Annotated in this window: 26 protein-coding genes; 12 read left to right on the top strand and 14 right to left on the bottom strand. The window is 72.1% G+C overall.

Annotated features, from left to right (window positions below):
* Positions 1–9: 9 nt before the first annotated feature.
* Complete coding sequence (locus ACIRPT_RS18485; protein ID WP_403828207.1) at positions 10–378, bottom strand: YciI family protein; 369 nt, start codon at positions 376–378, stop codon at positions 10–12.
* Between the two features lie 152 nt (positions 379–530).
* Between ACIRPT_RS18485 and ACIRPT_RS18490 the strand changes: the two genes are divergently transcribed.
* Positions 531–1607 carry a S1 RNA-binding domain-containing protein gene (locus ACIRPT_RS18490; protein WP_403828209.1) on the top strand — a complete coding sequence of 359 codons (1077 nt, stop codon included), beginning with the start codon at positions 531–533 and terminating at the stop codon, positions 1605–1607.
* The gene (locus ACIRPT_RS18495) at positions 1588–2121 is read left to right on the top strand and encodes a hypothetical protein (protein WP_403828211.1); all 534 of its coding nucleotides are present in this window, start codon (positions 1588–1590) and stop codon (positions 2119–2121) included. Before ACIRPT_RS18490 ends, ACIRPT_RS18495 begins: the two co-directional genes overlap by 20 nt.
* Here ACIRPT_RS18495 and ACIRPT_RS18500 read toward each other — a convergent pair.
* Together ACIRPT_RS18500 and sodN are read right to left on the bottom strand one after the other, a co-directional pair.
* A complete protein-coding gene (locus ACIRPT_RS18500; RefSeq protein WP_403828213.1) occupies positions 2046–2381 on the bottom strand; it encodes a hypothetical protein in 336 nt (111 codons plus the stop codon). The two genes, ACIRPT_RS18495 and ACIRPT_RS18500, sit on opposite strands and share 76 nt — an antisense overlap.
* 176 nt (positions 2382–2557) lie before the next feature.
* Positions 2558–2953 carry a superoxide dismutase, Ni gene (gene sodN / locus ACIRPT_RS18505; protein ID WP_403501409.1) on the bottom strand — a complete coding sequence of 132 codons (396 nt, stop codon included), beginning with the start codon at positions 2951–2953 and terminating at the stop codon, positions 2558–2560.
* A gap of 168 nt (positions 2954–3121) precedes the next feature.
* Between sodN and sodX the strand changes: the two genes are divergently transcribed.
* The gene (gene sodX, locus ACIRPT_RS18510) at positions 3122–3628 is read left to right on the top strand and encodes a nickel-type superoxide dismutase maturation protease (protein WP_403828216.1); all 507 of its coding nucleotides are present in this window, start codon (positions 3122–3124) and stop codon (positions 3626–3628) included.
* Here sodX and ACIRPT_RS18515 read toward each other — a convergent pair.
* From ACIRPT_RS18515 to ACIRPT_RS18530, 4 genes are all read right to left on the bottom strand, one after another.
* Positions 3532–4197, bottom strand: a complete 666-nt coding sequence (locus ACIRPT_RS18515; RefSeq protein WP_403828218.1) for a CGNR zinc finger domain-containing protein — start codon at positions 4195–4197, stop codon at positions 3532–3534. The two genes, sodX and ACIRPT_RS18515, sit on opposite strands and share 97 nt — an antisense overlap.
* A 252-nt stretch (positions 4198–4449) precedes the next feature.
* Positions 4450–5202 carry an amino acid ABC transporter ATP-binding protein gene (locus ACIRPT_RS18520; RefSeq protein ID WP_403828635.1) on the bottom strand — a complete coding sequence of 251 codons (753 nt, stop codon included), beginning with the start codon at positions 5200–5202 and terminating at the stop codon, positions 4450–4452.
* A 44-nt stretch (positions 5203–5246) separates the two neighbouring features.
* Complete coding sequence (locus ACIRPT_RS18525) at positions 5247–6188, bottom strand: amino acid ABC transporter permease (protein WP_403828220.1); 942 nt, start codon at positions 6186–6188, stop codon at positions 5247–5249.
* Between the two features lie 109 nt (positions 6189–6297).
* Complete coding sequence (locus ACIRPT_RS18530; RefSeq protein WP_403501419.1) at positions 6298–7272, bottom strand: ABC transporter substrate-binding protein; 975 nt, start codon at positions 7270–7272, stop codon at positions 6298–6300.
* A gap of 546 nt (positions 7273–7818) precedes the next feature.
* On the opposite strand from ACIRPT_RS18530, the gene ACIRPT_RS18535 reads away from it, so the two are divergent.
* The 3 genes from ACIRPT_RS18535 to ACIRPT_RS18545 all read left to right on the top strand — a co-directional run bounded on the left by ACIRPT_RS18535 (position 7819) and on the right by ACIRPT_RS18545 (position 10774).
* Positions 7819–9054 (top strand): NADP-dependent malic enzyme, encoded by a 1236-nt coding sequence (locus ACIRPT_RS18535; RefSeq protein ID WP_403828222.1) that lies wholly within the window; start codon positions 7819–7821, stop codon positions 9052–9054.
* Positions 9055–9199: 145 nt separating this feature from the next.
* On the top strand, positions 9200–10162 hold the full coding sequence (locus ACIRPT_RS18540) for a zinc-binding dehydrogenase (RefSeq protein ID WP_403501425.1): 963 nt from the start codon (positions 9200–9202) through the stop codon (positions 10160–10162).
* A gap of 39 nt (positions 10163–10201) precedes the next feature.
* Entirely contained in the window at positions 10202–10774 is a 573-nt protein-coding gene (locus tag ACIRPT_RS18545; protein WP_403828224.1) for a HutD family protein, read from the top strand.
* On the opposite strand, the gene ACIRPT_RS18550 is transcribed toward ACIRPT_RS18545, so the two are convergent.
* Positions 10761–11042, bottom strand: coding sequence for a hypothetical protein (locus tag ACIRPT_RS18550; RefSeq protein ID WP_403828226.1), 282 nt, complete (start codon positions 11040–11042; stop codon positions 10761–10763). The genes ACIRPT_RS18545 and ACIRPT_RS18550 overlap by 14 nt on opposite strands.
* Before the next feature lie 157 nt (positions 11043–11199).
* On the opposite strand from ACIRPT_RS18550, the gene ACIRPT_RS18555 reads away from it, so the two are divergent.
* Entirely contained in the window at positions 11200–11997 is a 798-nt protein-coding gene (locus ACIRPT_RS18555; RefSeq protein ID WP_403828228.1) for a TetR family transcriptional regulator C-terminal domain-containing protein, read from the top strand.
* A 14-nt stretch (positions 11998–12011) separates the two neighbouring features.
* On the opposite strand, the gene ACIRPT_RS18560 is transcribed toward ACIRPT_RS18555, so the two are convergent.
* Together ACIRPT_RS18560 and ACIRPT_RS18565 are read right to left on the bottom strand one after the other, a co-directional pair.
* The gene (locus ACIRPT_RS18560) at positions 12012–12518 is read right to left on the bottom strand and encodes a cupin domain-containing protein (protein ID WP_403828230.1); all 507 of its coding nucleotides are present in this window, start codon (positions 12516–12518) and stop codon (positions 12012–12014) included.
* A gap of 3 nt (positions 12519–12521) precedes the next feature.
* Complete coding sequence (locus tag ACIRPT_RS18565; RefSeq protein ID WP_403828232.1) at positions 12522–13313, bottom strand: antibiotic biosynthesis monooxygenase family protein; 792 nt, start codon at positions 13311–13313, stop codon at positions 12522–12524.
* Between the two features lie 118 nt (positions 13314–13431).
* Here ACIRPT_RS18565 and ACIRPT_RS18570 point away from each other — a divergent pair, with 118 nt between their 5' ends.
* Entirely contained in the window at positions 13432–13641 is a 210-nt protein-coding gene (locus tag ACIRPT_RS18570; protein WP_403828234.1) for a helix-turn-helix domain-containing protein, read from the top strand.
* Complete coding sequence (locus ACIRPT_RS18575) at positions 13641–14198, top strand: Clp protease N-terminal domain-containing protein (protein WP_403828236.1); 558 nt, start codon at positions 13641–13643, stop codon at positions 14196–14198. The genes ACIRPT_RS18570 and ACIRPT_RS18575 overlap by 1 nt, the downstream gene beginning before the upstream one ends.
* 77 nt (positions 14199–14275) lie before the next feature.
* On the opposite strand, the gene ACIRPT_RS18580 is transcribed toward ACIRPT_RS18575, so the two are convergent.
* From ACIRPT_RS18580 to ACIRPT_RS18595, 4 genes are all read right to left on the bottom strand, one after another.
* Positions 14276–15163, bottom strand: coding sequence for a hypothetical protein (locus ACIRPT_RS18580; RefSeq protein WP_403828238.1), 888 nt, complete (start codon positions 15161–15163; stop codon positions 14276–14278).
* Between the two features lie 260 nt (positions 15164–15423).
* On the bottom strand, positions 15424–16575 hold the full coding sequence (locus ACIRPT_RS18585) for a helix-turn-helix transcriptional regulator (RefSeq protein WP_403828240.1): 1152 nt from the start codon (positions 16573–16575) through the stop codon (positions 15424–15426).
* Between the two features lie 2 nt (positions 16576–16577).
* Entirely contained in the window at positions 16578–17453 is an 876-nt protein-coding gene (locus ACIRPT_RS18590) for a DUF4097 family beta strand repeat-containing protein (protein ID WP_403828242.1), read from the bottom strand.
* A gap of 184 nt (positions 17454–17637) precedes the next feature.
* On the bottom strand, positions 17638–17823 hold the full coding sequence (locus tag ACIRPT_RS18595) for a DUF6104 family protein (protein WP_401462929.1): 186 nt from the start codon (positions 17821–17823) through the stop codon (positions 17638–17640).
* 151 nt (positions 17824–17974) lie between these two features.
* On the opposite strand from ACIRPT_RS18595, the gene ACIRPT_RS18600 reads away from it, so the two are divergent.
* The 3 genes from ACIRPT_RS18600 to ACIRPT_RS18610 all read left to right on the top strand — a co-directional run bounded on the left by ACIRPT_RS18600 (position 17975) and on the right by ACIRPT_RS18610 (position 22227).
* Positions 17975–18415, top strand: coding sequence for a CU044_2847 family protein (locus ACIRPT_RS18600; protein ID WP_403828244.1), 441 nt, complete (start codon positions 17975–17977; stop codon positions 18413–18415).
* Positions 18415–20709 carry a trypsin-like peptidase domain-containing protein gene (locus ACIRPT_RS18605; protein WP_403828246.1) on the top strand — a complete coding sequence of 765 codons (2295 nt, stop codon included), beginning with the start codon at positions 18415–18417 and terminating at the stop codon, positions 20707–20709. The genes ACIRPT_RS18600 and ACIRPT_RS18605 overlap by 1 nt, the downstream gene beginning before the upstream one ends.
* A gap of 429 nt (positions 20710–21138) precedes the next feature.
* Entirely contained in the window at positions 21139–22227 is a 1089-nt protein-coding gene (locus ACIRPT_RS18610; protein WP_403828248.1) for an AAA family ATPase, read from the top strand.
* Positions 22228–22231: the final 4 nt, after the last annotated feature.

Consider the following 22231-nt stretch of genomic DNA (forward strand, 5'->3'; position numbering starts at 1 on the left):
ACGGGCCGCTCAGCCGAGCTCCGCGCCGGGCTCTTCCACCTGCCGGATCTCGGAGGTCAGCTCCCACTCGTCCCCGTGCACCCGCAGGAACCGCGTCGCCCACTCGACCGCCTCCTCCTTAGAGGCGGCCTGGATGAGCGCGTATCCGCCGATGACCTCCTTGGCCTCGGCGAACGGCCCGTCGGTCGCCTCGATCTTCCCGCCCTTGAGATGCAGCCGGGTCCCTTCCGAGGTCGGCCGCAGCCCCGCGGTGTCCAGCAGCACCCCCGCCTTGGTCATCTCGTCGAGCAGCCTGCCCATCTCCGCCATCAGCTCCGGGCTCGGGCCGTCGGCCGGTACCGACTTCTCGTCGATGTTCAGCAGCATCATGAAGCGCATCGCGATCTCCTGTGCAGTGGTGTGATCCGCAGGGCGTGAACCGCCCTCTTGCTTACGCGACGAACGGACCACACCGAATTCGACACCCCCTCGAAGATTTTTCTGCACCCTGTTTCCCGACCGTTTCCCGAACCCCCGGGAGGACCCGCTCCGTGCAGCTGCCTCATATCCACCGCATCACCAAGTACGACCCCCTCCACCGCGACCACCTCGGCCGCTACACCGGACCCGAGGACACCGACAGCGACCACGGCCCTGTCGAAGCGGCCTATCTGAGCGCCGTCGCCGCCTTCGCCGAGGAGTCCCGCGCCGGCATGCTGTCCGTGCGCGAGCCCGAGCACGCCGGCCACCCCGTCCCGCCCGGCTTCCACGACGGAGCGCAGGTCGCGCTGCCCGCCGCCCTGGAACTGATCCGCGGCATGCTCCGCGGGTCCGGGGGCTGGTGCCGGCTGGAGGCGGCGGACACTTTCTTCGTCCACGTCGGCTGGGACCAGTACGTCTACGTCGGCAGCCACGCCCGCTGCCCCGAGGCCATCGCCCGCACCCGCGCCCTCGGCCTCTTCCCCGAGCCGCTCGCCGCCTCCCCGTACGCCTTCGACCCCGCGGCGCTGCCACCCGGCCCGCAGCGCCCGGCCGACGACATCTTCTGGGACCGGCTGGCCTGGCTCCTGAACTTCGGCGGCGACCTCACCCTGGAGGAGTCCCCCGTCGCGAACGCCTGCCGCCGGCACCGCCTCACGCGCGCCGGCCTCGACACGGTCCGCGCCGCCCTCGCGCCCCGCGCTCAACTCACCGTCCTGCGCGCAGGCGAACCCCTCCTGACCGCGGTCCTCCCCGACGGCGACGGCGTCCTCCGCGCCCGCTGGCGCCCCGAACCGGCCCCGGACGACGCCCGCTGGGCCGTCCTCATCACCATCCACCCCGACGAGGTCCGTACGGGCGTGGTGACCCGGATCGCCCCCTTCGGCGCCTTCGTGGACCTCGGCGGCCTGGAAGGCCTGATCCGCATCCCCGAGATCTCCTGGCAGCACATCAGCCACCCCGGCGACGTCCTCGAAACCGGCCAGGAGGTGACGGTCAAGGTGATCGACGTCGACCCCGGACGGGAGCTGGTCTCGCTGTCCCTGAAGCAACTCGATGCCGAGGGGCCGAGAGGCCGAGGGGCCGACGCAACTGTGCAGCGCATGGCTCACGCCCTGGGCACGCGCCATGACGGCTCAACTGGGTGACCGCATGGCGGCGTTCGAGGCGACCCACGGCTATCCGCCCGGAACGAACGAGGTACGCCCGGCCGCCCCCGCCGAACAGCGGCTGACCACCGCACTGCGCCTCTCCTCCCACCCGGACCTGGCGCCCGACCTGGCCACGCTCTACGCCACCGTCCACGAGGTGTCCCTGCCGGACATCGGCCATGGCTGCTTCCTCCACCCGGCCGAGCACGTCCTTGCGGAACTGACCACCGAGGGCCCGGTCCGGCCCGGCCCGGACCCCGGCCACACCGGCGTCGTCTTCGGCAGCGACGGCGGCGGCATCCTCTTCGCCATCGACCGCCGCGGCCGCATCCACCGCTCCCGCACCGCCTCCCGTGACGGCGACTTCGCGCGGTGCTGCGACAGCCTCCGGGAATTCCTCACCGGCATCCAGCGCGCCGTCTCCGGCGGCGCCGGTCAGGGCGCGGGCACCGGACCGGGCGCCTGTGCACCGGCCGCCGGGGACCACACCTGCCCGCCGGGCACATCCTGACGGGCCCCCAGAAAGTAGTCCACGCCGTCCTCGAGGCGACCGATGCCGAGGATTTCCGTCACCGCTTCCCGAAGACCGGAATCAACGGGATATTCCCCGCCCATCATCCATACGTCATCGCCCAGGTCGAAAAGGTGCCGTACGCGGAGAAACTGCTCCCGGGTCAGCCGGGCGCACGCCACGAGCTCGTCGTCGGCACCGAAGCCGGTCAGCTCCCAGGCGAGATGGCGCCCGCCGGCGAAGGGATATGCGTCGTTCATCGCCCCAGGCTACGGAAACGTGCCAAGGCTCAACGCTCAACGCTCAAGACCCAAGGCCCAACGGCGGGACCAAAAAACCGCACCCGTCCGTCACCGCCGTCACAGGGACGGCCGGTGCCGGGCCGGGTGCGGAAGCCTGGGCGAGGCCACGGCGTATGCCGGGGCCATGGCACGAGTCAGGCCTTCTTGGTCTCCCAGAAAATCCGGTCGATCTCGGCGATGAGCTCGAGGGCCTTCTCGCCGGTCTTCGGGTCGTTGGAGCCCTTGGCGGCGCTGAGGGCCTTGAGGGTGTCGTTGACCAGCTGGTGCAGCTGCGGGTACTTCTCGAAGTGCGGGGGCTTGAAGTAGTCGCTCCACAGCACCGAGACGTGGTGCTTGGCCAGCTCGGCGCGCTGCTCCTTGATCGTGACGGCGCGGGTGCGGAAGTCCGCGTCCTCGTTGGCCTGGTACTTCTCCTGGACGGCCTTGACGGACTCGGCCTCGATGCGGGCCTGGGCCGGGTCGTACACGCCGCAGGGCAGGTCGCAGTGGGCGCTGACCTTGACCTTGGGGGCGAACAGGCGGGAAAGCATGTTCAGTCCTTCCTCGTGATCGTCTTCTCAGGTGCGAGATTACTCGGTGCGGGAAGGCTTTTCTCGGGCGCCCCGGGGGTCTTAGGGCAAAAGTCCAGTGCCAGGCTGGGACTGATGGAGGATGGACCGGTGAGCGGGTCGGGCCGGGGTTGGACCGGGAGGTACGGGATGCCGGAGCGGGTGGATGAGCGCGGGGCGGAGCCCTCCCCGCCGCCTGAAGGGCGTGGGAGGCACCCCCATGGCGGCGCCGGGGAGCCGGGCGGTGAGCGCGGCGGGCCGCTGCGGGCGTTCGGCCTCGCCGAGGTCTACAACCCGTCGATGGTGCCTACGCTCCGGCCGGGCGACCAGTTGGTGGTGCAGTACGGCGCTGTGGTGCGGCCCGGCGATGTGGTGGTGGTGCGTCATCCGTTCCGGCAGGATCTGCTGATCGTCAAGCGGGCCGTGGAGCGCCGGGACGGCGGATGGTGGGTACAGGGCGACAACCCGTATGTCACCAACGACAGCCGGGAATTCGGGGCCGTTCCGGACGAACTGGTCATCGCCTGCGCCTGGGTGCGGCTGCGGTCGCCGCGCGGGATTCAGCGGTCGCCGCGTGCGGCGCTGTCCTGGGCGCTCTCGGCGGTGCGGCCGCTGCGCGCGGACCGTTCGCTCTCCAGGCGCTTGCGGGCGCGGTAGGCGGCGACGTTGGCGCGCGTGGCGCAGCGGTCGGAGCAGTAGCGCCGGGAGCGGTTGGTCGAGGTGTCGAGGTAGGCGTTGCGGCACGGCCGCGCCTCGCAGATGCCCAGCCGGTCGATGCCGAGTTCGGTGAGGTGGAACGCCAGGCCCATGCAGGCGGTCGCGGTGTAGCTCGCGGTGGCGTTGGCGGCGTGGTCGGCGATGTGCATGTGCCAGTGGGGGCGGCCTCCCCCACTCTCGGCTCCGCTCGAGCGGGAGGTACCCGCATTGTCACGGAATTCGTGGCCTGAGATCTGCGGGCTGACGGGGAACTCCATCATCAGGGCGTTGAGGAGGTCCACGGCCAGCACCTCGTCGCCGGTGTCGGCCGCCTCGAACACGGCGCGCAGCCGGGCGCGGACCGTACGCAGCCTGGTGACGTCGCTGTCGGTCGCGCGCCGGGCGGCCTGCTGGGCCGGGCCGAAGAGGTCGCGCACCGCCTCGACCGTGGTGAGGGTGTCGCCACCGCGCTCGGGCTGCTCGGTATTGACCAGTCGCACGGCGAAGTCCGAGTAATAGGCCAGTTCCACGTGGAGTCCTAACGGGGTGGGAATGGGGTGCGGAGGTGCGCTGCTCGTAAGAGGCAGGTAAGAGGCGCTTCTGTCGTGTGGCTATTACCAGGGTAGTACGGGCCGGAGGGGCGCGAGGACCGAGGCCCGGACCGGGGCCGCAGGGCAGGCCCGGCGGAAGGGTACTTCGCCGACGCAGCCCGGAAAACGCAGCGGCGAGCGCCCCCTCCCGGAAGGGAGGAAGCGCTCGCCGTGCAAGGGCGCCCTGCCGCGCTACAGCACCTTCGACAGGAACGACTTGGTCCGCTCGTGCTGGGGGTTGCCCAGGACCTCGCGCGGGTGGCCGGATTCCACCACCACGCCGTTGTCCATGAAGACCAGCGAGTCGCCGACCTCCCGGGCGAAGCCCATCTCATGGGTCACGACGATCATCGTCATACCGTCGGCCGCCAGGTCCTTCATGACGTCCAGGACGTCACCGACCAGCTCGGGGTCGAGGGCCGAGGTCGGCTCGTCGAAGAGCATCAGCTTCGGCTCCATGGCCAGGGCGCGGGCGATCGCCACCCGCTGCTGCTGGCCGCCGGAGAGCTGCGAGGGGTAGTTGCCGGCCTTGTCGGCGAGGCCGACCCGGTCCAGCAGCTTGACCGCGCGCTCCCGGGCGTTGGCCTTGGACTCGCCCTTGACCTGCATCGGCGCTTCCATGATGTTCTCCACCGCCGTCATGTGCGGGAAGAGGTTGAAGCGCTGGAAGACCATGCCGATGTCGCGGCGCCGGGCGGCCACCTCGCGGTCGCGCAGCTCGTAGAGCTTGCCGTTGTGCTCGCGGTAGCCGACCAGTTCGCCGTCGACGGACAGCCGGCCGGCGTTGACCTTCTCCAGGTGGTTGATGCACCGCAGGAACGTCGACTTGCCGGAACCGGACGGGCCGATCAGGCAGAAGACCTCACGGGGCTGCACCTCCAGGTCGATGCCCTTGAGGATGTGCGCCGCGCCGAAGGACTTGTGCACGCCCTCCGCCTTGACCATCGGCAGGCCGGACGTCCCGGCGGTGTTCTGGTCGAGCTTGCTGGTCATGCGGCACCTCCGGCGCGGTTGAAGCCGCCGGCCAGCTGTGCCTTGAGACGCTGGAGCGGAGTGGGCGGAAGCTGGCGGCTGGAGCCGCGGGCGTAGTAGCGCTCGAGGTAGTACTGCCCGATGCTCAGGACGGTCGTGGCGATCAGGTACCAGGCGGCGGCGAGGATCAGCATCTCGACGACGACTCCGGAGTCGCGTCCGACGTTCTGTGCGGCCTGCAGCAAATCGTAGTACTGGACGGCGATGACCAGGGAGGAGGTCTTCAGCATGTTGATGACCTCGTTGCCGGTCGGCGGCACGATCACCCGCATCGCCTGCGGCACGATGATCCGGCGCAGCGTCTTGCCGTGGCTCATGCCCAGCGCGTGCGCGGCCTCGGTCTGGCCCTCGTCGACGGCGTTCAGGCCGGCCCGGCAGATCTCCGCCATGTAGGCCGCCTCGTTCAGGCCCAGGCCCAGCAGCGCACACAGGAACGGGGTCATGAAGTCCGACCACTCGTCCTTGTAGATCGGCATGATGTCGATGTACTTGAAGACGAGGCCGAGGTTGAACCAGAGGAACAGCTGGACGTAGACCGGCGTGCCGCGGAAGAACCAGATGTAGAACCACGAGACGGTGGAGGTCACCGGGTTCTTGGACTGCCGCATCACGGCCAGGATCACGCCGCCCACGATGCCGATGATCATCGACAGGACGGTGATCAGCAGGGTGTTGCGCAGACCCTTGAGGATGTCCGCGTTGAACATGTACTGGGGGATGGCGTTCCAGTTCACGTCGCCGGAGGCGAAGGCGCGGACGAGCGCGACGATCAGCCCGATGACGACGAGGGCCGCGACCCAGCGCCCATAATGGCGGACCGGAATGGCTTTGATGGGCTCGGGCTGGGGCGGCGGGGCGTCCGCCGGCGGCTGGGCCGACTTGTCGACGTCAACTGACACGGGTGTTGCCTTTCAGCGTGTGGCGGGAGGGCGGGCAGGGGGTGCAGCGGTGGGCGCCACGGGCGGAGGCCCGCCGGGCTGTGGCGCGCCTCCGTGGCGTTGCGGCGGCTCAGGTGCCGCCGTTGAGCTGCACTTCCTTGACCGCGGCGTCCTTGACGTCCCACTTCTTGAGGACCTTGGCGTACGAGCCGCTCTTGATCGCGCGCTCCAGCGCGGCCTTGAGCGCGTCACGCAGCTTCGCGTGGCCCTTGGGGACCGCGATGCCGTACGGGGCGGCCTTGAGCGGGGCGCCGCCGACCATCTGGAAATCCTTGCCGTTCCCGGAGACGTTCACCGCGTACGCGGCGACCGGGTAGTCGCTGGAGACGGCGTCGACGCCACCGGTGCGCAGCCGGGTCTGGGCCTCGGAGTCGTTGTCGAAGGCCTCGATGGCGATGGCCCCCGAACCGGCCTTCTCACACCCCTTGGACTTCTCCTTGGCCAGGTCGTGCGAGACGGTGCCGCGCTGTACGGCGAGCTTCTTACCGCACATCGTGTCCCAGCCGTCGATGCCGTTGGTCTTGCCCTTCTGCGTGTAGAGCGAGACGCCGACATTGAGGTAATCGATGAAGTCGACACCCGCGCCGATCTTCTTGCCGGTGGTGCTGTCGATGCCCTCCTGGCGGTCCTTGGTGTCCGTCATCGCCGACATCGCGATGTCGTACCGCTCGGACTTCAGGCCGCCCATGAGGGTGTCGAAGGTGGCGTTGTTGAAGTTGAGCTTGATGCCCAGCTCCTTCTCCATCGCCCTCGCCAGATCCGGGTCGATGCCCGCGATCTGGCCGTTCGTACGGAACTCCACCGGCTTGTACGTCATGTCCGAGCCGACCTGGAGGAAGCCCTTGTCCTGGACGTCCTTGGGCAGCTTCTTGAACAGCGGCGCGTGCACATTGCGGTTCTTCTGCGCTTCACGCCGGGCGATGGCCTCGTTGGTCTGGTCCCCGCAGGCGCTGAGCGCCAGCGTCGAGACGACGACCGCGGCCACCGCGGCCACGGCCGTACGAGACCTGCCGGCAGCCGGGCGACGGGTGGGACTTGCGGTCATGCTGATCCTCCTGCGGAAGACATTGTCCAACTGGCGGGGCCGGTGGGGCAGGGGTCGGGCACACACCTTCGAGCGTCGCGACCTCGGTTGCGTCGGAATCCTGCCATCCGGACTCCGGTATTCGGACTGCTCCGCAGGTCAAAATCGGATAACGGACGAGCGAGGCCGGCGTGTGGCCCAGGTGGCGTAAGGGTGAACCACTTCTGGCGATGCGTCCACCCCGGCCGGTTCGGGCCGGGTCCGTCTCGGATTTCGGACGCATACGGGCGGCCCTTCGGTGGCTTTATATATTTCGCGGCTAATGTCGGATCCTCGAACCGGAGGGTAATGAATCTGACTCGTCGGGGCCCGCGCCCGTCCGGTAGAAAGGTTCGTTACACCCCTCATCCGGGGCTCAGGGCGCGCGTGCGGCGCGCCCGGCGTCCGTACCTCCCCCCGCGCGGCGGCTATCCGCCCAGCAGGGACCGGACGCGGTGCCCGCCCACCCCTCAACCAGGGAGTGGTCACCCTCAACTGATTTACGAAGAAATAAAGGGGTTGGAACAAGTGGCAGCGGAGATCGTCAATCCTCGCAGCGACAGCACTACGGGCGCGGACGCGGCCGGAGCAAAGGGCAGCACGGACGAAGCCTTCTTCGATCCGGCTTTTGCCCTGCACCGCGGCGGCAAGATGGCCGTGCAGGCCACCGTGCCGGTCCGCGACAAGGACGACCTGTCCCTCGCGTACACGCCGGGCGTGGCGAAGGTGTGCAGCGCCATCGCCGAGCATCCCGAGCTCGTGCACGACTACACCTGGAAATCTCAGGTCGTGGCCGTCGTCACGGACGGCACCGCGGTGCTGGGCCTGGGCGACATCGGCCCGGAGGCCTCCCTCCCGGTGATGGAGGGCAAGGCCATCCTCTTCAAGCAGTTCGGCGGTGTGGACGCGGTTCCGATCGCGCTCGCCACCACCGACACCGACGAGATCGTGGAGACCGTCGTCCGGCTGGCACCGTCCTTCGGCGGCGTCAACCTGGAGGACATCTCGGCACCGCGGTGCTTCGAGATCGAGCGGCAGCTCAAGGAGCGCCTCGACATCCCGGTCTTCCACGACGACCAGCACGGCACCGCCGTCGTCACGCTGGCCGCCCTGCGCAACGCCGCCAAGCTCACCGACCGCTCGCTGGGGCAGCTGCGCGCGGTCATCTCGGGCGCCGGTGCGGCCGGTGTCGCGATCGCCAAGATCCTCATCGAGGCGGGCATCGGCGACGTGGCGGTCTGCGACCGCAAGGGCATCGTCTCGGAAGACCGCAGTGACCTCACCGACGTCAAGCGCGAGGTGGCCGGCTTCACGAACAAGGGGAAGCTGACCGGTTCGCTGGAGGACGCCCTGGCCGGGGCGGACGTCTTCATCGGCGTCTCCGGCGGCACGGTCCCGGAGGAGGCGGTGGCGAAGATGGCGAAGAACTCGTTCATCTTCGCGATGGCCAACCCCAACCCGGAGATCCACCCGGACGTCGCGCACAAGTACGCGGCCGTGGTCGCCACCGGGCGCAGCGACTTCCCGAACCAGATCAACAACGTGCTGGCCTTCCCCGGCATCTTCGCGGGCGCCATGCAGGTGCGCGCCTCGCAGATCACCGAGGGCATGAAGCTCGCCGCCGCCGAGGCGCTGGCCGCCGTCGTCGCCGATGAACTCAGCGCCGACTGCGTCATCCCCTCGCCGTTCGACGAGCGCGTCGCGCCGGCCGTCACCGCCGCCGTCGCCGCCGCCGCCCGTGCGGAGGGCGTCGCCCGCCGCTGACCTGGTGGGCGCGTACGGACGCCAACGGGCCGGGCCCGCACCCGTCATGGGTGCGGGCCCGGCCCGTTCTGTGACGGGGCGGAGGCGGTGCGTGTCACACCGCTACGCGGTACCGCACCGCCCGCCCGCGGCCTACGTTGGGATCATGTTTGCTGCCTACGCCGCGCGCATCGACCGCGACCAGCCCCTCAACGGCCTCGAACTGGGCGACCGCCCGGCCCCCGAGGCCCGCCCCGGCTGGACCACCGTCAACGTCAAGGCCGCCTCCCTCAACCACCACGACCTGTGGTCGCTGCGCGGGGTCGGCATCACCGAGGAGTCCCTGCCGATGATCCTCGGCTGCGACGCCGCCGGCATCGACGCGGACGGCAACGAGGTCGTCCTGCACTCCGTCATCGGCCAGACCGGCCACGGAGTCGGCCCCGACGAACCCCGCTCCATCCTCACCGAGCGCTACCAGGGCACCTTCGCCGAACAGGTCACCGTCCCCTCCTGGAACGTCCTGCCCAAGCCCAGGGAGCTCTCCTTCGAGGACGCCGCCTGCCTGCCCACCGCCTGGCTCACGGCGTACCGGATGCTCTTCACCAACGCCGGCGTACGGCCCGGCGACAGCATCCTGGTCCAGGGCGCCGGCGGCGGGGTGGCGACCGCCGCCATCGTGCTCGGCGCCGCCGCCGGGCTGCGGGTCTTCGCCACCAGCCGCGACGAGGCCAAGCGCAAGCGCGCGCTGGAGCTGGGCGCCGAGGGAGTGTTCGCCACCGGCGAGCGGCTGCCGCAGCGGGTCGACGCGGTCATCGAGACGGTCGGCGCCGCCACCTGGTCGCACTCCGTCAAGTCGCTGCGCCCCGGCGGTTCGCTCGTCATCTCCGGCGCCACCAGCGGCTTCACCCCCGAGCGCGGCGAGCTGAACCGGATCTTCTTCCTGGAGCTCAAGGTCGTCGGCTCGACGATGGGCACCAAGGAAGAGCTCGCCTCGCTCCTCAGCTTCTGCGCGGCCAAGGGCATCCGCCCCGTCATCGACTCGACGCTGCCGCTGGACCGGGCCCGCGAGGGCTTCGAGAAGATGGCGCAGGGCGATCTGTTCGGCAAGGTCGTGCTGACGGTCTGAGACGAGGGCGACGGTGGAGACGGTGAAGGGGCGGGCGGCATGAGCGGTGCCCGGGTTCTGCGCGCGAGCGAGCGGGTGGCCTCGCCCTGGAGCAACGGCGGCGGGGTGACCCGGGAGATCGCCGCACATCCGCCCGGCGCCGGCTGGGACGCCTTCGCCTGGCGGGTGAGCCTGGCCGATGTCACCCGGGACGGGCCGTATTCCCCGCTGCCCGGCATCCGGCGCATCCTCACCGTCGTCGACGGCGGTGGCCTGGAGCTGACCGTGGACGGCACCCCCCACCTCCTCTCCGGCCGCTTCCGCCCGTTCGCCTTCCCCGGCGCCGCCGCCACCGATTCCCGTCTGCTGGACGGCCCGGTCGTCAACCTCAATGTGATGGTGCGGGAGGGGCGGGCGCGGGCCGGGGTGGAGATGGTGCGGGGGAGCGGGACCGTGCCGCCGGGCGAGGCACTGGTGGTCGCGCTCGAAGGCGGTACGGAGGTGAGCGCGCCGGGGGAGCTCCCGGTGCGGCTGGCGCGGTACGACGCGGCGCTGCTCACCGGGGCGGGCCGGCCGGACGCCGAGGTGCGGACGGCCGGGGTGGCGGCGGTGATCGCGCTCAGCGAGCGCTGACCGGCCGCCCGCCGGACTCGCCCGCGGCCTTGCCCTCGCGCGCCAGCGCCTTCTTGCGGCCCTTGTCGAGCACGGCCAGCAGCGTGAGGCAGACCGCGATGACGGCCGCTGCGATGATGTAACACCAGGGATTGTCAAGGTAGTTGGCGGCCCGCATCGGGTCGCCGGTGTCGTCCCGGGTCAGCCGGTAGAAGATCGCCATCGGCCCCTGCCAGAAGCCCAGGAAAGCCGTCAGGACGGACAGCAGCCGGTACCAGCCCTCGTTCATGAACGCTTCCTCCCGTTGGTGCGCGGCGCACCGCGATCCGGTTCGCCGCGATGGATACGACTGTATCAATCCAAGCGTGTTGAATCGAGCGAATGCCTTGACTGGCGCGGAATCACCTGGTATTCGTCACGCTTTCGTATCGCGATAGGGTGGATCCGTGCGTGACGAAAAGAGGGATGACGAGGGCCGGGCGTGCCGGGTGTGCGGGGCGTCGCTGCCGGCGGCCGAGCGGGGCCGGCCGCCCGCCTACTGCTCGCGGAGCTGCCAGGCCAAGGCGTACCGGCAGCGGCACAAGGAGCGCGCCGGAGGGGCGACGGCGGGGCCGGACGCGGAGGCCGCACCGCCGCCCGGGGCCGGGACCGCCGGTGACCGGCGGCGCCGGGAGATCGCCGAGGCGGTCTGGCGGATCGCGGCCGGGCGCGGCCTGGAGTCCGCGAGCATGCGTGAAGTGGCCGCCGAGGCCGGGGTGTCGCTGCGGGTCGTCCAGTACACCTTCGGCAGCAAGCAGCGGCTGCTCGTCGAGGCGCTGCGGCTGCTGCACGAGGAGAACGACCGGCGCGCCCGCGCCCGCGTCGAGCGGCTGCCCGACCCCGCCGACCCGCGCGCCGTACTGCGGACGGTGCTGGGGGAGTTCCTGCCGCTCGACGGGCAACGCCGCATGGCGCTACGGGTGTTCCTCGCGTACTACGTGCGCAGCCTGACCGACCCCGCGCTCGCCGAGGTCTTCCTGCACGGCGGCCGGCCGCTGGAGGAGCTGGTCGCCGCCCTGATCCGGCAGGCGGGGGCGCGGCCCGGGGCCGCCGTGCACCCCGGCCTTGACCCCGAACGCGAGGCGGATCTGCTGGTCTCCGGCGTCACCGGCCTGGGCATGGACGTCCTGCACGGCCGCCGGACACTGGCCGACGTGCGCCGCACGGTCGACTACCACCTCGACCGGACCCTCGGCCCGGCGTAGCGGCCGGAGCGCGGTCACTTCCGTACGGCCCCGGCCTCCTCCTCCGCCACGAAGTAGCTGTCGTGCCGGACCAGGAAGTCCGCGAACTCCTGCCCGCCGCGCTGCGCCATCTCCGCGACCCGCTCGAAGTACTCCTCGCGCGGCGCGCCCGGCGAGAAGAGCATCAGCATCGACGCGGGCTCGTCGGAGTCGTTCTTGAACGCATGCAGCCCGCCGGCCGGTACGTACAGGAAGTCCCCCGCGCCGCGGGTGGCCCAGCGCTCGCCGTCGTACAGCCGCACCGAGCCGGACAGCACGAAGAACGACTCCGAGATGGTCCGGTGGAAATGGGTGCTGGGGCCGGGCGCCCTGGGGCCCATGTCGAGGCGGTAGAGGCCGAATTCGCCCCCGGTGCCGGCGTGCGTCGCCAGGTAGTGGGTGTGGTTGGCGCCCCTGACGAGGTCGGGTGGGGTCTCCGCCGGGCGGTGCACCGCGGAGATCTCGCCGTTCTCGCCCAGATAGCGGGGCTCGGGATAGGACATGTCTCAGACTCCTTGGGGTGGTGTGGTGGCCTCCGGGGACGGGACATTGGCCAGGCTTTTGTACAGCCGGTAGTGCGCCACCTCCGGCCCACCGGGGACCACCGGGGTGGGTGTCACGGAGTCCAGGGCCTCGATCGCTTCCCTCAGCCGTGCCGACGCCCCGCCCGCCGCGAACTCCCGCCAGGCCGCCAGGTCCGCCCACTCGGCGTAGGTGAGTACGCGGTCGCCGTCCTGGCTCAGATGGAGGTGGGCGCCGAGCAGGCCCGGCACCTGGTCGGCGGTCAGCCCGGCGACGACGGTGTCGGCGAGGGCACGCTGGGCGTCCGGTCCTGCGGTGGCGAAGGCGGGCGTGACCAGGAGGGTGGGCCGGTGGCCGCCGGCCGGGGCCGGGGGGACGTAGCTGCGGTAGCGCCGGTAGCGCACCAGGCCCGGTCGCCGGATGCCGGGGAGGGCCGTATCGATCCGGCCGACGACCGCGGGGCGCCGGGCGCGCACCCATTCCCGGTGGGCGTCGTCGCTGGTCCACTGCCCGTAATTGAGGAGATGGCCGCCGTCGGCGCTCAGGAAGACGCTGAGCGAGAGCATTGCTTCCGGACGTGACTGCCGCTCCCACTCGCCGAGGATCGCATCGGCGGCCGGGCGCTGGAACGCGGGTTCCGGCACGATCCAGGAGCTGACCAGCGCGGTGGCGGCGTCGGCGCGCGGGACGTCGGGGAAGCGGGTGGTGAGGGGCGGGCGGGGCAGGGACGCGTACTCGCTCCTGCCGTCGCTGCCGTCGCTGCCGTCGGTGTTCATGAGTGCAGCGTTTCCCCTCAAGTGCACTTGAGGTCAAGGCGTGTTGGTGTGTTGCTGCCGCGCATCCGTCATGTCAACGATGATTGACGCGCGGTGCCTGTCAACGTACATTGACACCATGACCGAAGCAACGGATCTCGCCGAGCGGGCGGGCGACCGGGACCCCAGGACCGGGCTGCGCGCCGTGGCCGCGCTCCGGCGGCTGCTGGAGCAGCTCGAAGCCGTACAGGTGCGCAGCGCTCGCGCGAAGGGCTGGTCCTGGCAGGAGATCGCCGCCGAGCTGGGCGTCAGCAGGCAGGCGGTCCACAAGAAGCACGGGAGGCGTTGATGTTCGAGAGGTTCACGAGGGACGCCCGCGCGGTGGTCGGCGACGCCGTCGCGCAGGCCGGCCGTACGGGCAGCGACACGGTCGGCGAACCGGAGCTGCTGCTCGCACTGCTGGACCGTACGGATTCGGCGGCGGCCGCGGCGCTCGGCGCCCTCGGCCTGCGCGAGCGGCGGGAGTCGGTGGCCGACGCCCTGGCGGCGGCCAGGCGGCGCGGCGGGATCTCGACGGCCGATGCGCGGGCGCTGACCGGGCTCGGCATCGATGTCGAGGAGATCGTGGCGCGGGTGGAGCGGGAGCACGGGGTGGGTGCGCTCGCGGCGAGCGGTCCGGGCGGGCGGCGCAAGGGCGCTCGTCGGAGGTTCGCCCCGGAGGCGAAGTCCGTCCTGGAGTGTTCGCTGCGGATCGCGGTCGGCCGCGGCGAGCGGCACATCGGCGACGAGCACCTGCTGCTGGCCCTGACAGCCCGGCCCGGACCTGCCGCGGCGGTCCTTGCCGATCACGGGGTGACGTTCGGCGACGTGGAGCAGGCGGTGGGGGAGGTGGCCAGGGCAAGTTGAGGGGGGCGGTCGGGAGCGTGGCGAGGCGTGTACGACGCGGTGTGCGCGACGAGGCGCGCGCGACCGCGCCCGCACGCTCAGCTGTGCATGGCCGAGAAGGCGGCCGTCTTGATGCCCAGCGTGCTGTGCCGGGGCAGATATCCCGCCTCGAACGCGGCGGCCAGCACGGGCTTGAGGAGCTGGGCCAGGCGTTCGGCGCGGGAGTGGCCCAGGGCCCGCCAGGGGCCGGCGGCCAGACGGTCCGTCATGTGCTCGATGGCCTCGCGCTCCTGGCGGCCGCGGTCGGTCGCGCTGCCGTCCGGGGTCATGCAGCCGCGGGCCACCAGGCGGTGACGGGCCTCGCTCCACTCCTGGGCGCTCCAGCCGCGCCCCCCGAAGTCGGCGGCCGGGGCCGCGCCGATCGCCGCGAACGACACCAGCGCCTCACAGGGATCGAGGCCGAAGGTCAGCAGGGCCGCCAGGTGGCCGTCGCCGCGATGCTCGCGCAGTACCGTCGCGGCCTGCCAGAGCACCAGGTGCGGCGCATCGGGCCAGGGCAGATCGAGGTTGGCGGCGGCCAGCGGACGGGCCGCGGGCCCGGCGTTCTCGGCGGCCTGGCGCGCCAGCCGGGCCGCCTCGGCGAGCTGGCCGCTGGACAGCCGGTCGCCCAGCAGGGCGGTCAGCGCGCGGTCCATGGCGAGCAGCCGCGCGTCCAGCACCTTGGGCGGGTCGGCGGTGGCCCAGATCCCCGGTACGTGACGGGCGATCAGCCGCGGGCTGAAGCTGTAGAACGTCGCGGCCACCAGCTCCGGCCCGGCCGGACCCAGCGGCGCCGTTCGCCAGGCGAAGTAGCTGGGCCAGCGCGAGGCGACGTCATAACCGAGGTCCGAGGCCACCTGGCGGGCCTCGGGGGCGAAATAGAGCGTGGCGTGCAGTGGCTCGATCTGGTGCCACATCCGGCGGGCGACCGAAAGGTAATCCGACATCGCTGTACCTCTTGGCCTTCACGATGCGTGCGAACGGGGGAAGTCGACGGAGGGCTGACCGTGACCCGAACATGGCGAACCATGCGATGAAAGGAATTCCCCGATTACGCGCCGTGAATCCCGGCTGAGATAATTAACTCTGGGTAACTATCCGGTGATCGGGTGGGCGGGAGATTCGGCCGCGGGGGCGAGGCGGTGAATCCGCCGTGCCGCACCCCCGCACCTCCGCGCCGCTCCGCCCCGGTCCATGCCGGTGGCGCCTACTTCTCCGCGTCGGCCACCGGCGCGTCCCGCTGAGAGGCCGCGTCCCGCGGTGGGGTGCGGAGCAGGGCTCCGATGTGGGCGGCGGCCGTCGAGAGCCGCCGGCGGGATTCCGTCAACTGCTCGGGTGTGACGCCGTGGTCGCGGGCCGCGTCCCGGAGGTCGTCGCGGAAGCGGTCCAGGAGGCGGTCGAAGTCGCGGGCCGGGTCGCCGGTCGCGGGTTCGTCCGCCCACTCCGGGGCCGGGGGAGCCTCGGCCGCCGCGTCATCCTCGGCCAGGTCGACGCGTTCGACGGTCACCCGGTCCTCGGTATCGTCGGCGCCTCGCCCCGCGCCCCCCGCATCGGGTCCGGCGGCGCCGTCTCCGGCGCCGGGCCGGGCGGGCCGGCCGCCCGTGAAGCGGCCTACCTCCCGCGAGACTTCGGACAGCGCCTCGCGCACCGCCCCCGACCAGTCCCCGGTCCGTACGTGCTCCTGCGTCTGCTCCTGGACGCGCTTGATGACCCGCTGGACCTCCTCGCGCGCGAAAACCTGCGCGTCCCTGGCCTGCTTGCGGGCCCGCTGGGCGTCCTGTTTGGCCCGGCGGCTCTCCTCCTTCGCCCGGCGGGCCTGTTCCTTCCACTCCTCCCTGGCGCGCCGGAACTCCTCCTGGGCCTGCCGCCAGGACTCCTTGTTGCCGAACACGCCGTCGAAGTAGTCCGAGGGGTCGGGGAACGGCTGCCCCGCGCCGTCGCCCGTGGGAGCCTTCGCCCGGGAACCGCCCGCGCGGGCCTGCCTCGCGGCCTCCCGCATCTCGCGGCGCAGATCCCGCGCCGAACCGCTCACGTCCTCCCGGATGTCCGAGGCCAGCGCCGCGACCGACTCCCGGATCTCCAGCTCCAGATCGGCCAACTCGCCGCCCCGGTCGGCTAGTTCGGCCCGCCCGGCGTCGGTGATGGAGTAGACCTTGCGGCCGCCCTCGGTGGCGTGTGTGACCAGGCCTTCGGCCTCCAGCTTGGCCAGCCGCGGGTAGACCGTGCCGGCCGAGGGGGCGTACAGCCCCTGGAAGCGCTCCTCCAGGAGGCGGATGATCTCGTAGCCGTGCCGCGGGGCCTCGTCCAGCAGCTTGAGGAGGTAGAGACGGAGGCGGCCATGGGCGAAGACGGGAGGCATGCTCAGAACACCTTCTTCTCGGGGTCGGCGGGCGGGTCCGCGGGGGTGGCGTCCTGGTGGTCCTCGAACGCGGGGCGGCGCAGCAGGGCCAGTCCGCCGGAGACGGTGGTGACCTTGAGCCTGCCGGTGCCGGCGCCGAGCGTGCCGGTGATCTGCCGGGTGCCCCACTGGCCGTTGACCCGCAGGTCGTCGAAGGCATTGGTGACCGTGCCGCTGGTGGTGTTGGCCTCCACCTCGGCGTCGGACGGGTCGGGCAGCCGGATGGCGACCTCGCCGGAGACCGTCGTCAGGGCGATGTCCGCGCGCTTCGTGGCGGGATCCAGGTCCAGGGTCATATCGCCGCTGACGGAGTCGGCGCGTACCGAGCCACCGCCGCCGATCATCGTCAGATCCCCCGAGACGGAGTGGAACCGCACCTCTCCGGTGACGCTCTGGGTCTCGACGCTGCCCGATACCGTGTCCGCCCGCACCCTGCCGGTCAGCCCGACGAGGGTGATGTCGCCGGAGACGCCGCGGATGTCCGTACGACCCGAGATCCCGGAGACCACCGCGCTCGCCCCGACCGCGCTGACCTCGACGCGGGCGGCGGCCGGCAAGGTCACCGAGACCACGGCCCGTCGGCTCCAGCCCCTGCGGTCGAGGAACTTCAGGAACTTCCAGGGGAGGTCGTCGTAGACGACGGAGAGAGTGCCGTCGGCGTACGAGACGGTCAGCGGATCGCCGTGGACCTCGCCGATCTCCAGCCGGGGCGGGCCGTCGTCCGAGGTGCCGACGACATTGACCGTGCCGCCGGCCATGCGGATGTTGAGGGCTTCGACGCCTTCGCCGAACTCCAGCTTGCGTGGCTCGGAGATCGACCACTCGGTCCGGGCTGACATACCGGGCCTCCCCTGGCTAGGCACGCACACAGGCAGCGCGCAACGCAACATATCGTGTCTTCGCTAGACACGATATATCGCGGCAATGGGAAGTCAAGGGGCACTCGGGCGGGAGCCGGGCGGGAAGCCGAGCGTCGGCCGGGGGCCCGGCCGCAGCTCCTCCGCCCCTTACTCCCCTCCTCGCCTACTCGTCGTCATCGTCGTCGTCATCGAGCCGCGCCAGCCAGGTGGCCAGGCGCTCCACCGGAACCTCGAAGTCCGGGTTCAGATCGACGAACGTACGCAGCTGATCGGCCACCCACCCGAGGGTGACCTCCTCCTCGCCGCGCCGGTTCTCCAGCTCCTCGATGCCACGGTCAGTGAAATACACGCGCTCTCCACCAGGGGTCATGGGACATTCCCGGCCAGGATAGGAGGCTCACGGACCTCTCGCGCCACAGGCACCCGAGGGCTAACCTGATCGTCTGTCAACGGTCCTGCGGTAATGGGGAATTGCCGCCTAGGGGGAGCAGGAGGCCGTGATGCAAGATCGCGCGCAGTACATCGAGCTGCCCGACGGTACGGGGATCTGGGCCCGCGTCTCCCGGCTGGACGCGCCCGGCCTCGACGGCTGGGACGCGGCGGACGGGGAATTCGAGGACGTCGGCGCCTGGGACGCGCTCGGCGCCCGGGTCGAAGGCCTGCGCGAGGTGGTCGGCGGCGTCGCCGCCAGCGTGCGCGCGGCCACCGCGCGGGTCGCGCCGCACGAGACCAGCGTGACCTTCGGCGTGGAGGTCTCGGCCAAGCCCGGCAAGGCCGTCGCCCTCCTCGCGGACGGCGAGGCGAAGGCCAACCTCTCCATCACGCTGACCTGGCGGCGCGAGGACGGCCCGGCGGCCGCCGATGATCCCCGGCACCCCGGGCATCCCCATAGCCCCGACCGGCCGGCCGACAGCCGGGAGCCGGATGATTCGGGCCGCTGATGGCGCCCCCGGACGGCACGGCCCGCACCCGCGGCGACCGGGCCGCATACGCGCAGTTGCTCGAGCATGCCGGGCGCACGACCGTAGCGCTGTGTGCCGCGCCCGGCACCAAGCAGCCGCGAACGTGGGGGAGCGGGGTGCTGATCGCCCCGGGCTGGGTGCTGACCTGCGCCCATGTGCCCGCCCCGCATGACGGGCGGCGCCGCGAGATCGGCCCGGACGGTGTCCTCGGCGTCGTCCTCGGCGGCCGGGTGGTCGCCGCGCGGCTGGAATACGACCTCAGCCGCCCCGCCCCCGAGGCCGGGCCCGCCGCCGCCCGCGCCGACCTCGCGCTGATCAGGCTGCTCGACCCGGCCGTCGAGCATCCGTGCGCCTGGATCAGCGACCAGTCGGCCACGCTCCTGGAGGACGCGTACATCTTCCGGGGGCACGACGAGCCGAGCTCCCTCCCCGGTGGTGCGCGGGAACGCGTACTACGTGACTCCGGTGGCGTCGGCGGCGACGGCGGCGACGGCGGGTACGGCGGGTACGGCCATGAAGGCGGGAGCGGCGGGAGCGACGCGGCGGCCCCCGGCCCCGCCGCCCCCGTCGATCCCGTCGACGCCTTCATCGCGGTCCGGTTCGGCGCCCGGGACGCCCGCGGCCTCCAGTTCGGCACCGACGTCCGGGTCACGCCCGGCGCCTCCGGCGGCCCGCTGGTCGAATGCGACCGCGGCGAGGTGGTCGGCATCGTCAAGGGAGCCCACCGCGAGGACCACCTCGGGCTCGCCGTGCCGGTCACCGCGCTGCGCGGGCTGGGCACCGAACACCTGGTGGCCGGCGCCACGGGCCTGGGCCCCGACCCGTACCACGCGCTGATGAGCGCCCACGACCGCTGGCACTGGAGCGGCCAGGACCTCGGCCGCGACGGCGGGCCCACCTGGTTCGACGCCCAGCACGCCGTCATGGCCGGACGCGGCCGCCTGTGGGGCGTCCAAGAACGCCTCCAGGCGCTCGACCTCCTCGCCCGGCTGCCCGCGCCCCGCGATCCGCTGGTCGTCGAGGAGGCGGTGGCCGACGCCCTGGACCGCGGCTGCCCCTACAACGGGTCCGGCGCCTGGACGCTGCGCACCTGGCGGGACGGCCACGGCGCGCTCTACCAGGGCAGCGATCCCTATGCCGAACTCCGCACCTTCGTGCACTATCTGCGGATCGCGGCGCAGCGGACCGCCGACCAGGCCCGCGGTCTCCCCGGCGACGAGGCCGCCGAGGTCACCGAAGAGGCGGCCAGGCTCGGGGAGTTCGTCCAGGCAAAGGCGGTGGTGCTGCGGCCCCAGGACCGCCGCCGGATCGGGCCGGTACGGCGCCCGCCGCGCTCCGTGCTCGTCGAGTTCGAGCCGCTCTTCTTCTACGACGAGGCCGGGCCCGAACTGTTCAACTGGTCGGTCAGCGAGGGCTACGGGCGCGGCCGGTGGCTGCGCGTCGACGTCCGGGAATCCGACGGCGGCGTGCCCTTCGAGCAGGCCCGGGACGAGGTGCTGCGCCGGCTCGGCGCCAGGCTGCTGCGCGCCGACGACGAAGCGGGACCGGGCGGCCGGGTCCCGCTGGAGGTCGCCGTCCCCGAGGGCCGCTGGCACACGCCGGTCGGCCAGTGGGAGGTCGCGGCCTCCACCCGGCGCACCGCCAGGGGCCGGCCGGTGGGCCCCCGGCGCCCCGTGGTGCTGCGCGATCAGGCGCGTCGCGACGAGGTCGACCCGGCCTGGCTGCGCCGCTGGCAGGGCATCGCCGCCGCCCGCGAACTGCGCGCGCTGCGCCTGCCGCCGGACCGGCCGCCCGGCGGCGGCTGGGGCTCCCCCTCGTACGAGCGGAGCCGAGAGCTTGGGGGAGGGGCCGAAGGCTGGGGGAACGGTCCGGACTCCGAGGAGGCGCTGCTGCGGTTCCTGGAGGGCGCGGACGACGGCACCCTGCCCGCGCTGTGCCACTCCGTCGCCGACGGCTTCGGGCGGACGGCCGTCGGCATCGCCCTGGACAGCGGCTTCCCGGCCGGACTGTGGGCGGCGGCCGGCCACGCCGCGCGGGAATGCGACGCCGCCTGCGAGGAGTTCCACCTCGGCGTACGCAAGCTCCTCCAGGGAGCGGGCGGGGTGGCGCGCCTGCCCGAGCTCGTCCGGGAGCTGCGCGCCGAGGCCGCCGAGCCCACGGAGACCGGCACCCACTGGGCGCGCGATCTGGTGCTCCTCTACGACGATCCCCAGAACCCGCTCCCGAAGCTGTCCGCGGACCGGCCGCAGGTGTCGCCGCCGTCAATGAGCTAGGGCGTGTCCGACGCTCCGTGGCCGGGCCCGCGGCGCGTCCGGCCCTGACCTTCGAGAGACCCGGCCCGGTGCCGGTTGCCGCCGGTGCGGCCCGCTCCGTGCGCTCCTGCGCGCGCCTCGCAGGCGCCCGCGTCCCCCCGCACGCGCCCGGCGCCTGTCTCCCCGGCAAACGCCCGCCACATGCAAGTCGCGCCCCCTGAACGGCACTTGGCGCCCGCCTGGCGAAAAACATCGGAGACCGGAAACCGCCCCGTGACCTTCCGTACGACTGGGTACTGTCATAGCGTCGTGGGAGACAAGCGAGACAAGTCTTTCGTGATGGCGTGGCGGACGTGGGGGAGCGCCGGGGGCGAATGCCGACGTCTCCCGGGTGGTCCTCCAGGACCGTCGCTCCTGCCCGATGCCTGGCCGGCGACGAGGAGTTCCGACGTGAGCGACTGGCTCATCTACCGTGGCGCGGGGGCACCGCACGACGGCATTGAGCACCTTCCGCCGCCCCCGCCCTGGCGCGATTTCGACGGCGGGCCGCCGGTGCCGCCGCCCGCCGCCCTCGACCCCGCCTCCGAACGCCGGCTCGGCGTACGGCCCGCCGAGGCCCGCCACCACCGGCCCGGCGAGACCGAGCGCGAGCTGGTCAACGCCGCCCTCTATCTGCGCAGGCCGCTGCTGGTGACCGGCGCCCCGGGCAGCGGCAAGAGCACCCTGGCGCATGCGGTCGCCTACGAACTGGGCCTGGGCCGGGTGCTCAGCTGGCCGGTCGTCAGCCGCAGCACGCTCCGCGACGGCCTGTACGCCTATGACGCGATCGGCCGCCTCCAGGACCTCCAGATCGCCCGCGCGGCACCGCACCGGTCGCAGCAGCCCTCGCCGGGCCAGGAGCCGGACCCGGGCCAGGTGCCGGACCCGGGCCAGGACCCCGCCGACGAGCCGGGCGGCGGCATCGGCCGCTACATCCGCCTCGGCCCGCTCGGCACGGCCCTGCTGCCCGCCGCCCGGCCCCGGGTGCTGCTCGTCGACGAGCTGGACAAGAGCGACATCGACCTGCCCAACGACCTCCTGAACGTCCTGGAGGAAGGGGAGTTCAGGATTCCGGAGCTGGAGCGGCTGGGCGGCTCCGCCCCCGAGGTTCCGGTGCTCAGCGACGACGGCACCCGGGTGACGGTGCGCGACGGCCGGGTGCGCTGCCGGGCCTTCCCGTTCATCGTCCTGACCAGCAACGGCGAACGGGACTTCCCGGCGCCCCTGCTGCGCCGCTGCATCCACCTCCACATCCCGCTCCCGGACAAGGAGCGGCTGGCGTCCATGGTGCGGGCCCACTTCGGCGAGGGCGCGGCCGAGCGCCACGAAGCGGTGATCGACCGCTTCCTGGAGCGCGAACCAGGCGATGTGCGCGCCGTCGACCAGCTGTTCAACGCCATCCACCTCACCCAGCAGGCCGGATGGACGGACGAGGACGAGGAGGAGACCCGACGGCGGCTGACGGCCGAGCTGATGCGACCTCTTGATCGGACGAGGTGAGCGC

Source organism: Streptomyces sp. NPDC101227 (assembly GCF_044767545.1).
Classification (GTDB): Bacteria; Actinomycetota; Actinomycetes; order Streptomycetales; family Streptomycetaceae; genus Streptomyces.

Excerpts from the sequence above, each read along its gene's own strand:
- ACIRPT_RS18600 (WP_403828244.1), top strand. The coding sequence starts at position 17,975 with ATGCAAGATCGCGCGCAGTACATCGAGCTGCCCGACGGTACGGGGATC.
- ACIRPT_RS18540 (WP_403501425.1), top strand. The coding sequence starts at position 9,200 with ATGTTTGCTGCCTACGCCGCGCGCATCGACCGCGACCAGCCCCTCAAC.
- ACIRPT_RS18495 (WP_403828211.1), top strand. The coding sequence starts at position 1,588 with ATGACGGCTCAACTGGGTGACCGCATGGCGGCGTTCGAGGCGACCCAC.
- ACIRPT_RS18500 (WP_403828213.1), bottom strand. The coding sequence starts at position 2,381 with ATGAACGACGCATATCCCTTCGCCGGCGGGCGCCATCTCGCCTGGGAG.
- sodN (WP_403501409.1), bottom strand. The coding sequence starts at position 2,953 with ATGCTTTCCCGCCTGTTCGCCCCCAAGGTCAAGGTCAGCGCCCACTGC.
- ACIRPT_RS18565 (WP_403828232.1), bottom strand. The coding sequence starts at position 13,313 with ATGAACACCGACGGCAGCGACGGCAGCGACGGCAGGAGCGAGTACGCG.
- sodX (WP_403828216.1), top strand. The coding sequence starts at position 3,122 with ATGCCGGAGCGGGTGGATGAGCGCGGGGCGGAGCCCTCCCCGCCGCCT.
- ACIRPT_RS18575 (WP_403828236.1), top strand. The coding sequence starts at position 13,641 with ATGTTCGAGAGGTTCACGAGGGACGCCCGCGCGGTGGTCGGCGACGCC.
- ACIRPT_RS18520 (WP_403828635.1), bottom strand. The coding sequence starts at position 5,202 with ATGGTCAAGGCGGAGGGCGTGCACAAGTCCTTCGGCGCGGCGCACATC.
- ACIRPT_RS18485 (WP_403828207.1), bottom strand. The coding sequence starts at position 378 with ATGCGCTTCATGATGCTGCTGAACATCGACGAGAAGTCGGTACCGGCC.
- ACIRPT_RS18580 (WP_403828238.1), bottom strand. The coding sequence starts at position 15,163 with ATGTCGGATTACCTTTCGGTCGCCCGCCGGATGTGGCACCAGATCGAG.
- ACIRPT_RS18560 (WP_403828230.1), bottom strand. The coding sequence starts at position 12,518 with ATGTCCTATCCCGAGCCCCGCTATCTGGGCGAGAACGGCGAGATCTCC.
- ACIRPT_RS18590 (WP_403828242.1), bottom strand. The coding sequence starts at position 17,453 with ATGTCAGCCCGGACCGAGTGGTCGATCTCCGAGCCACGCAAGCTGGAG.
- ACIRPT_RS18545 (WP_403828224.1), top strand. The coding sequence starts at position 10,202 with ATGAGCGGTGCCCGGGTTCTGCGCGCGAGCGAGCGGGTGGCCTCGCCC.
- ACIRPT_RS18605 (WP_403828246.1), top strand. The coding sequence starts at position 18,415 with ATGGCGCCCCCGGACGGCACGGCCCGCACCCGCGGCGACCGGGCCGCA.
- ACIRPT_RS18530 (WP_403501419.1), bottom strand. The coding sequence starts at position 7,272 with ATGACCGCAAGTCCCACCCGTCGCCCGGCTGCCGGCAGGTCTCGTACG.
- ACIRPT_RS18550 (WP_403828226.1), bottom strand. The coding sequence starts at position 11,042 with ATGAACGAGGGCTGGTACCGGCTGCTGTCCGTCCTGACGGCTTTCCTG.
- ACIRPT_RS18570 (WP_403828234.1), top strand. The coding sequence starts at position 13,432 with ATGACCGAAGCAACGGATCTCGCCGAGCGGGCGGGCGACCGGGACCCC.
- ACIRPT_RS18585 (WP_403828240.1), bottom strand. The coding sequence starts at position 16,575 with ATGCCTCCCGTCTTCGCCCATGGCCGCCTCCGTCTCTACCTCCTCAAG.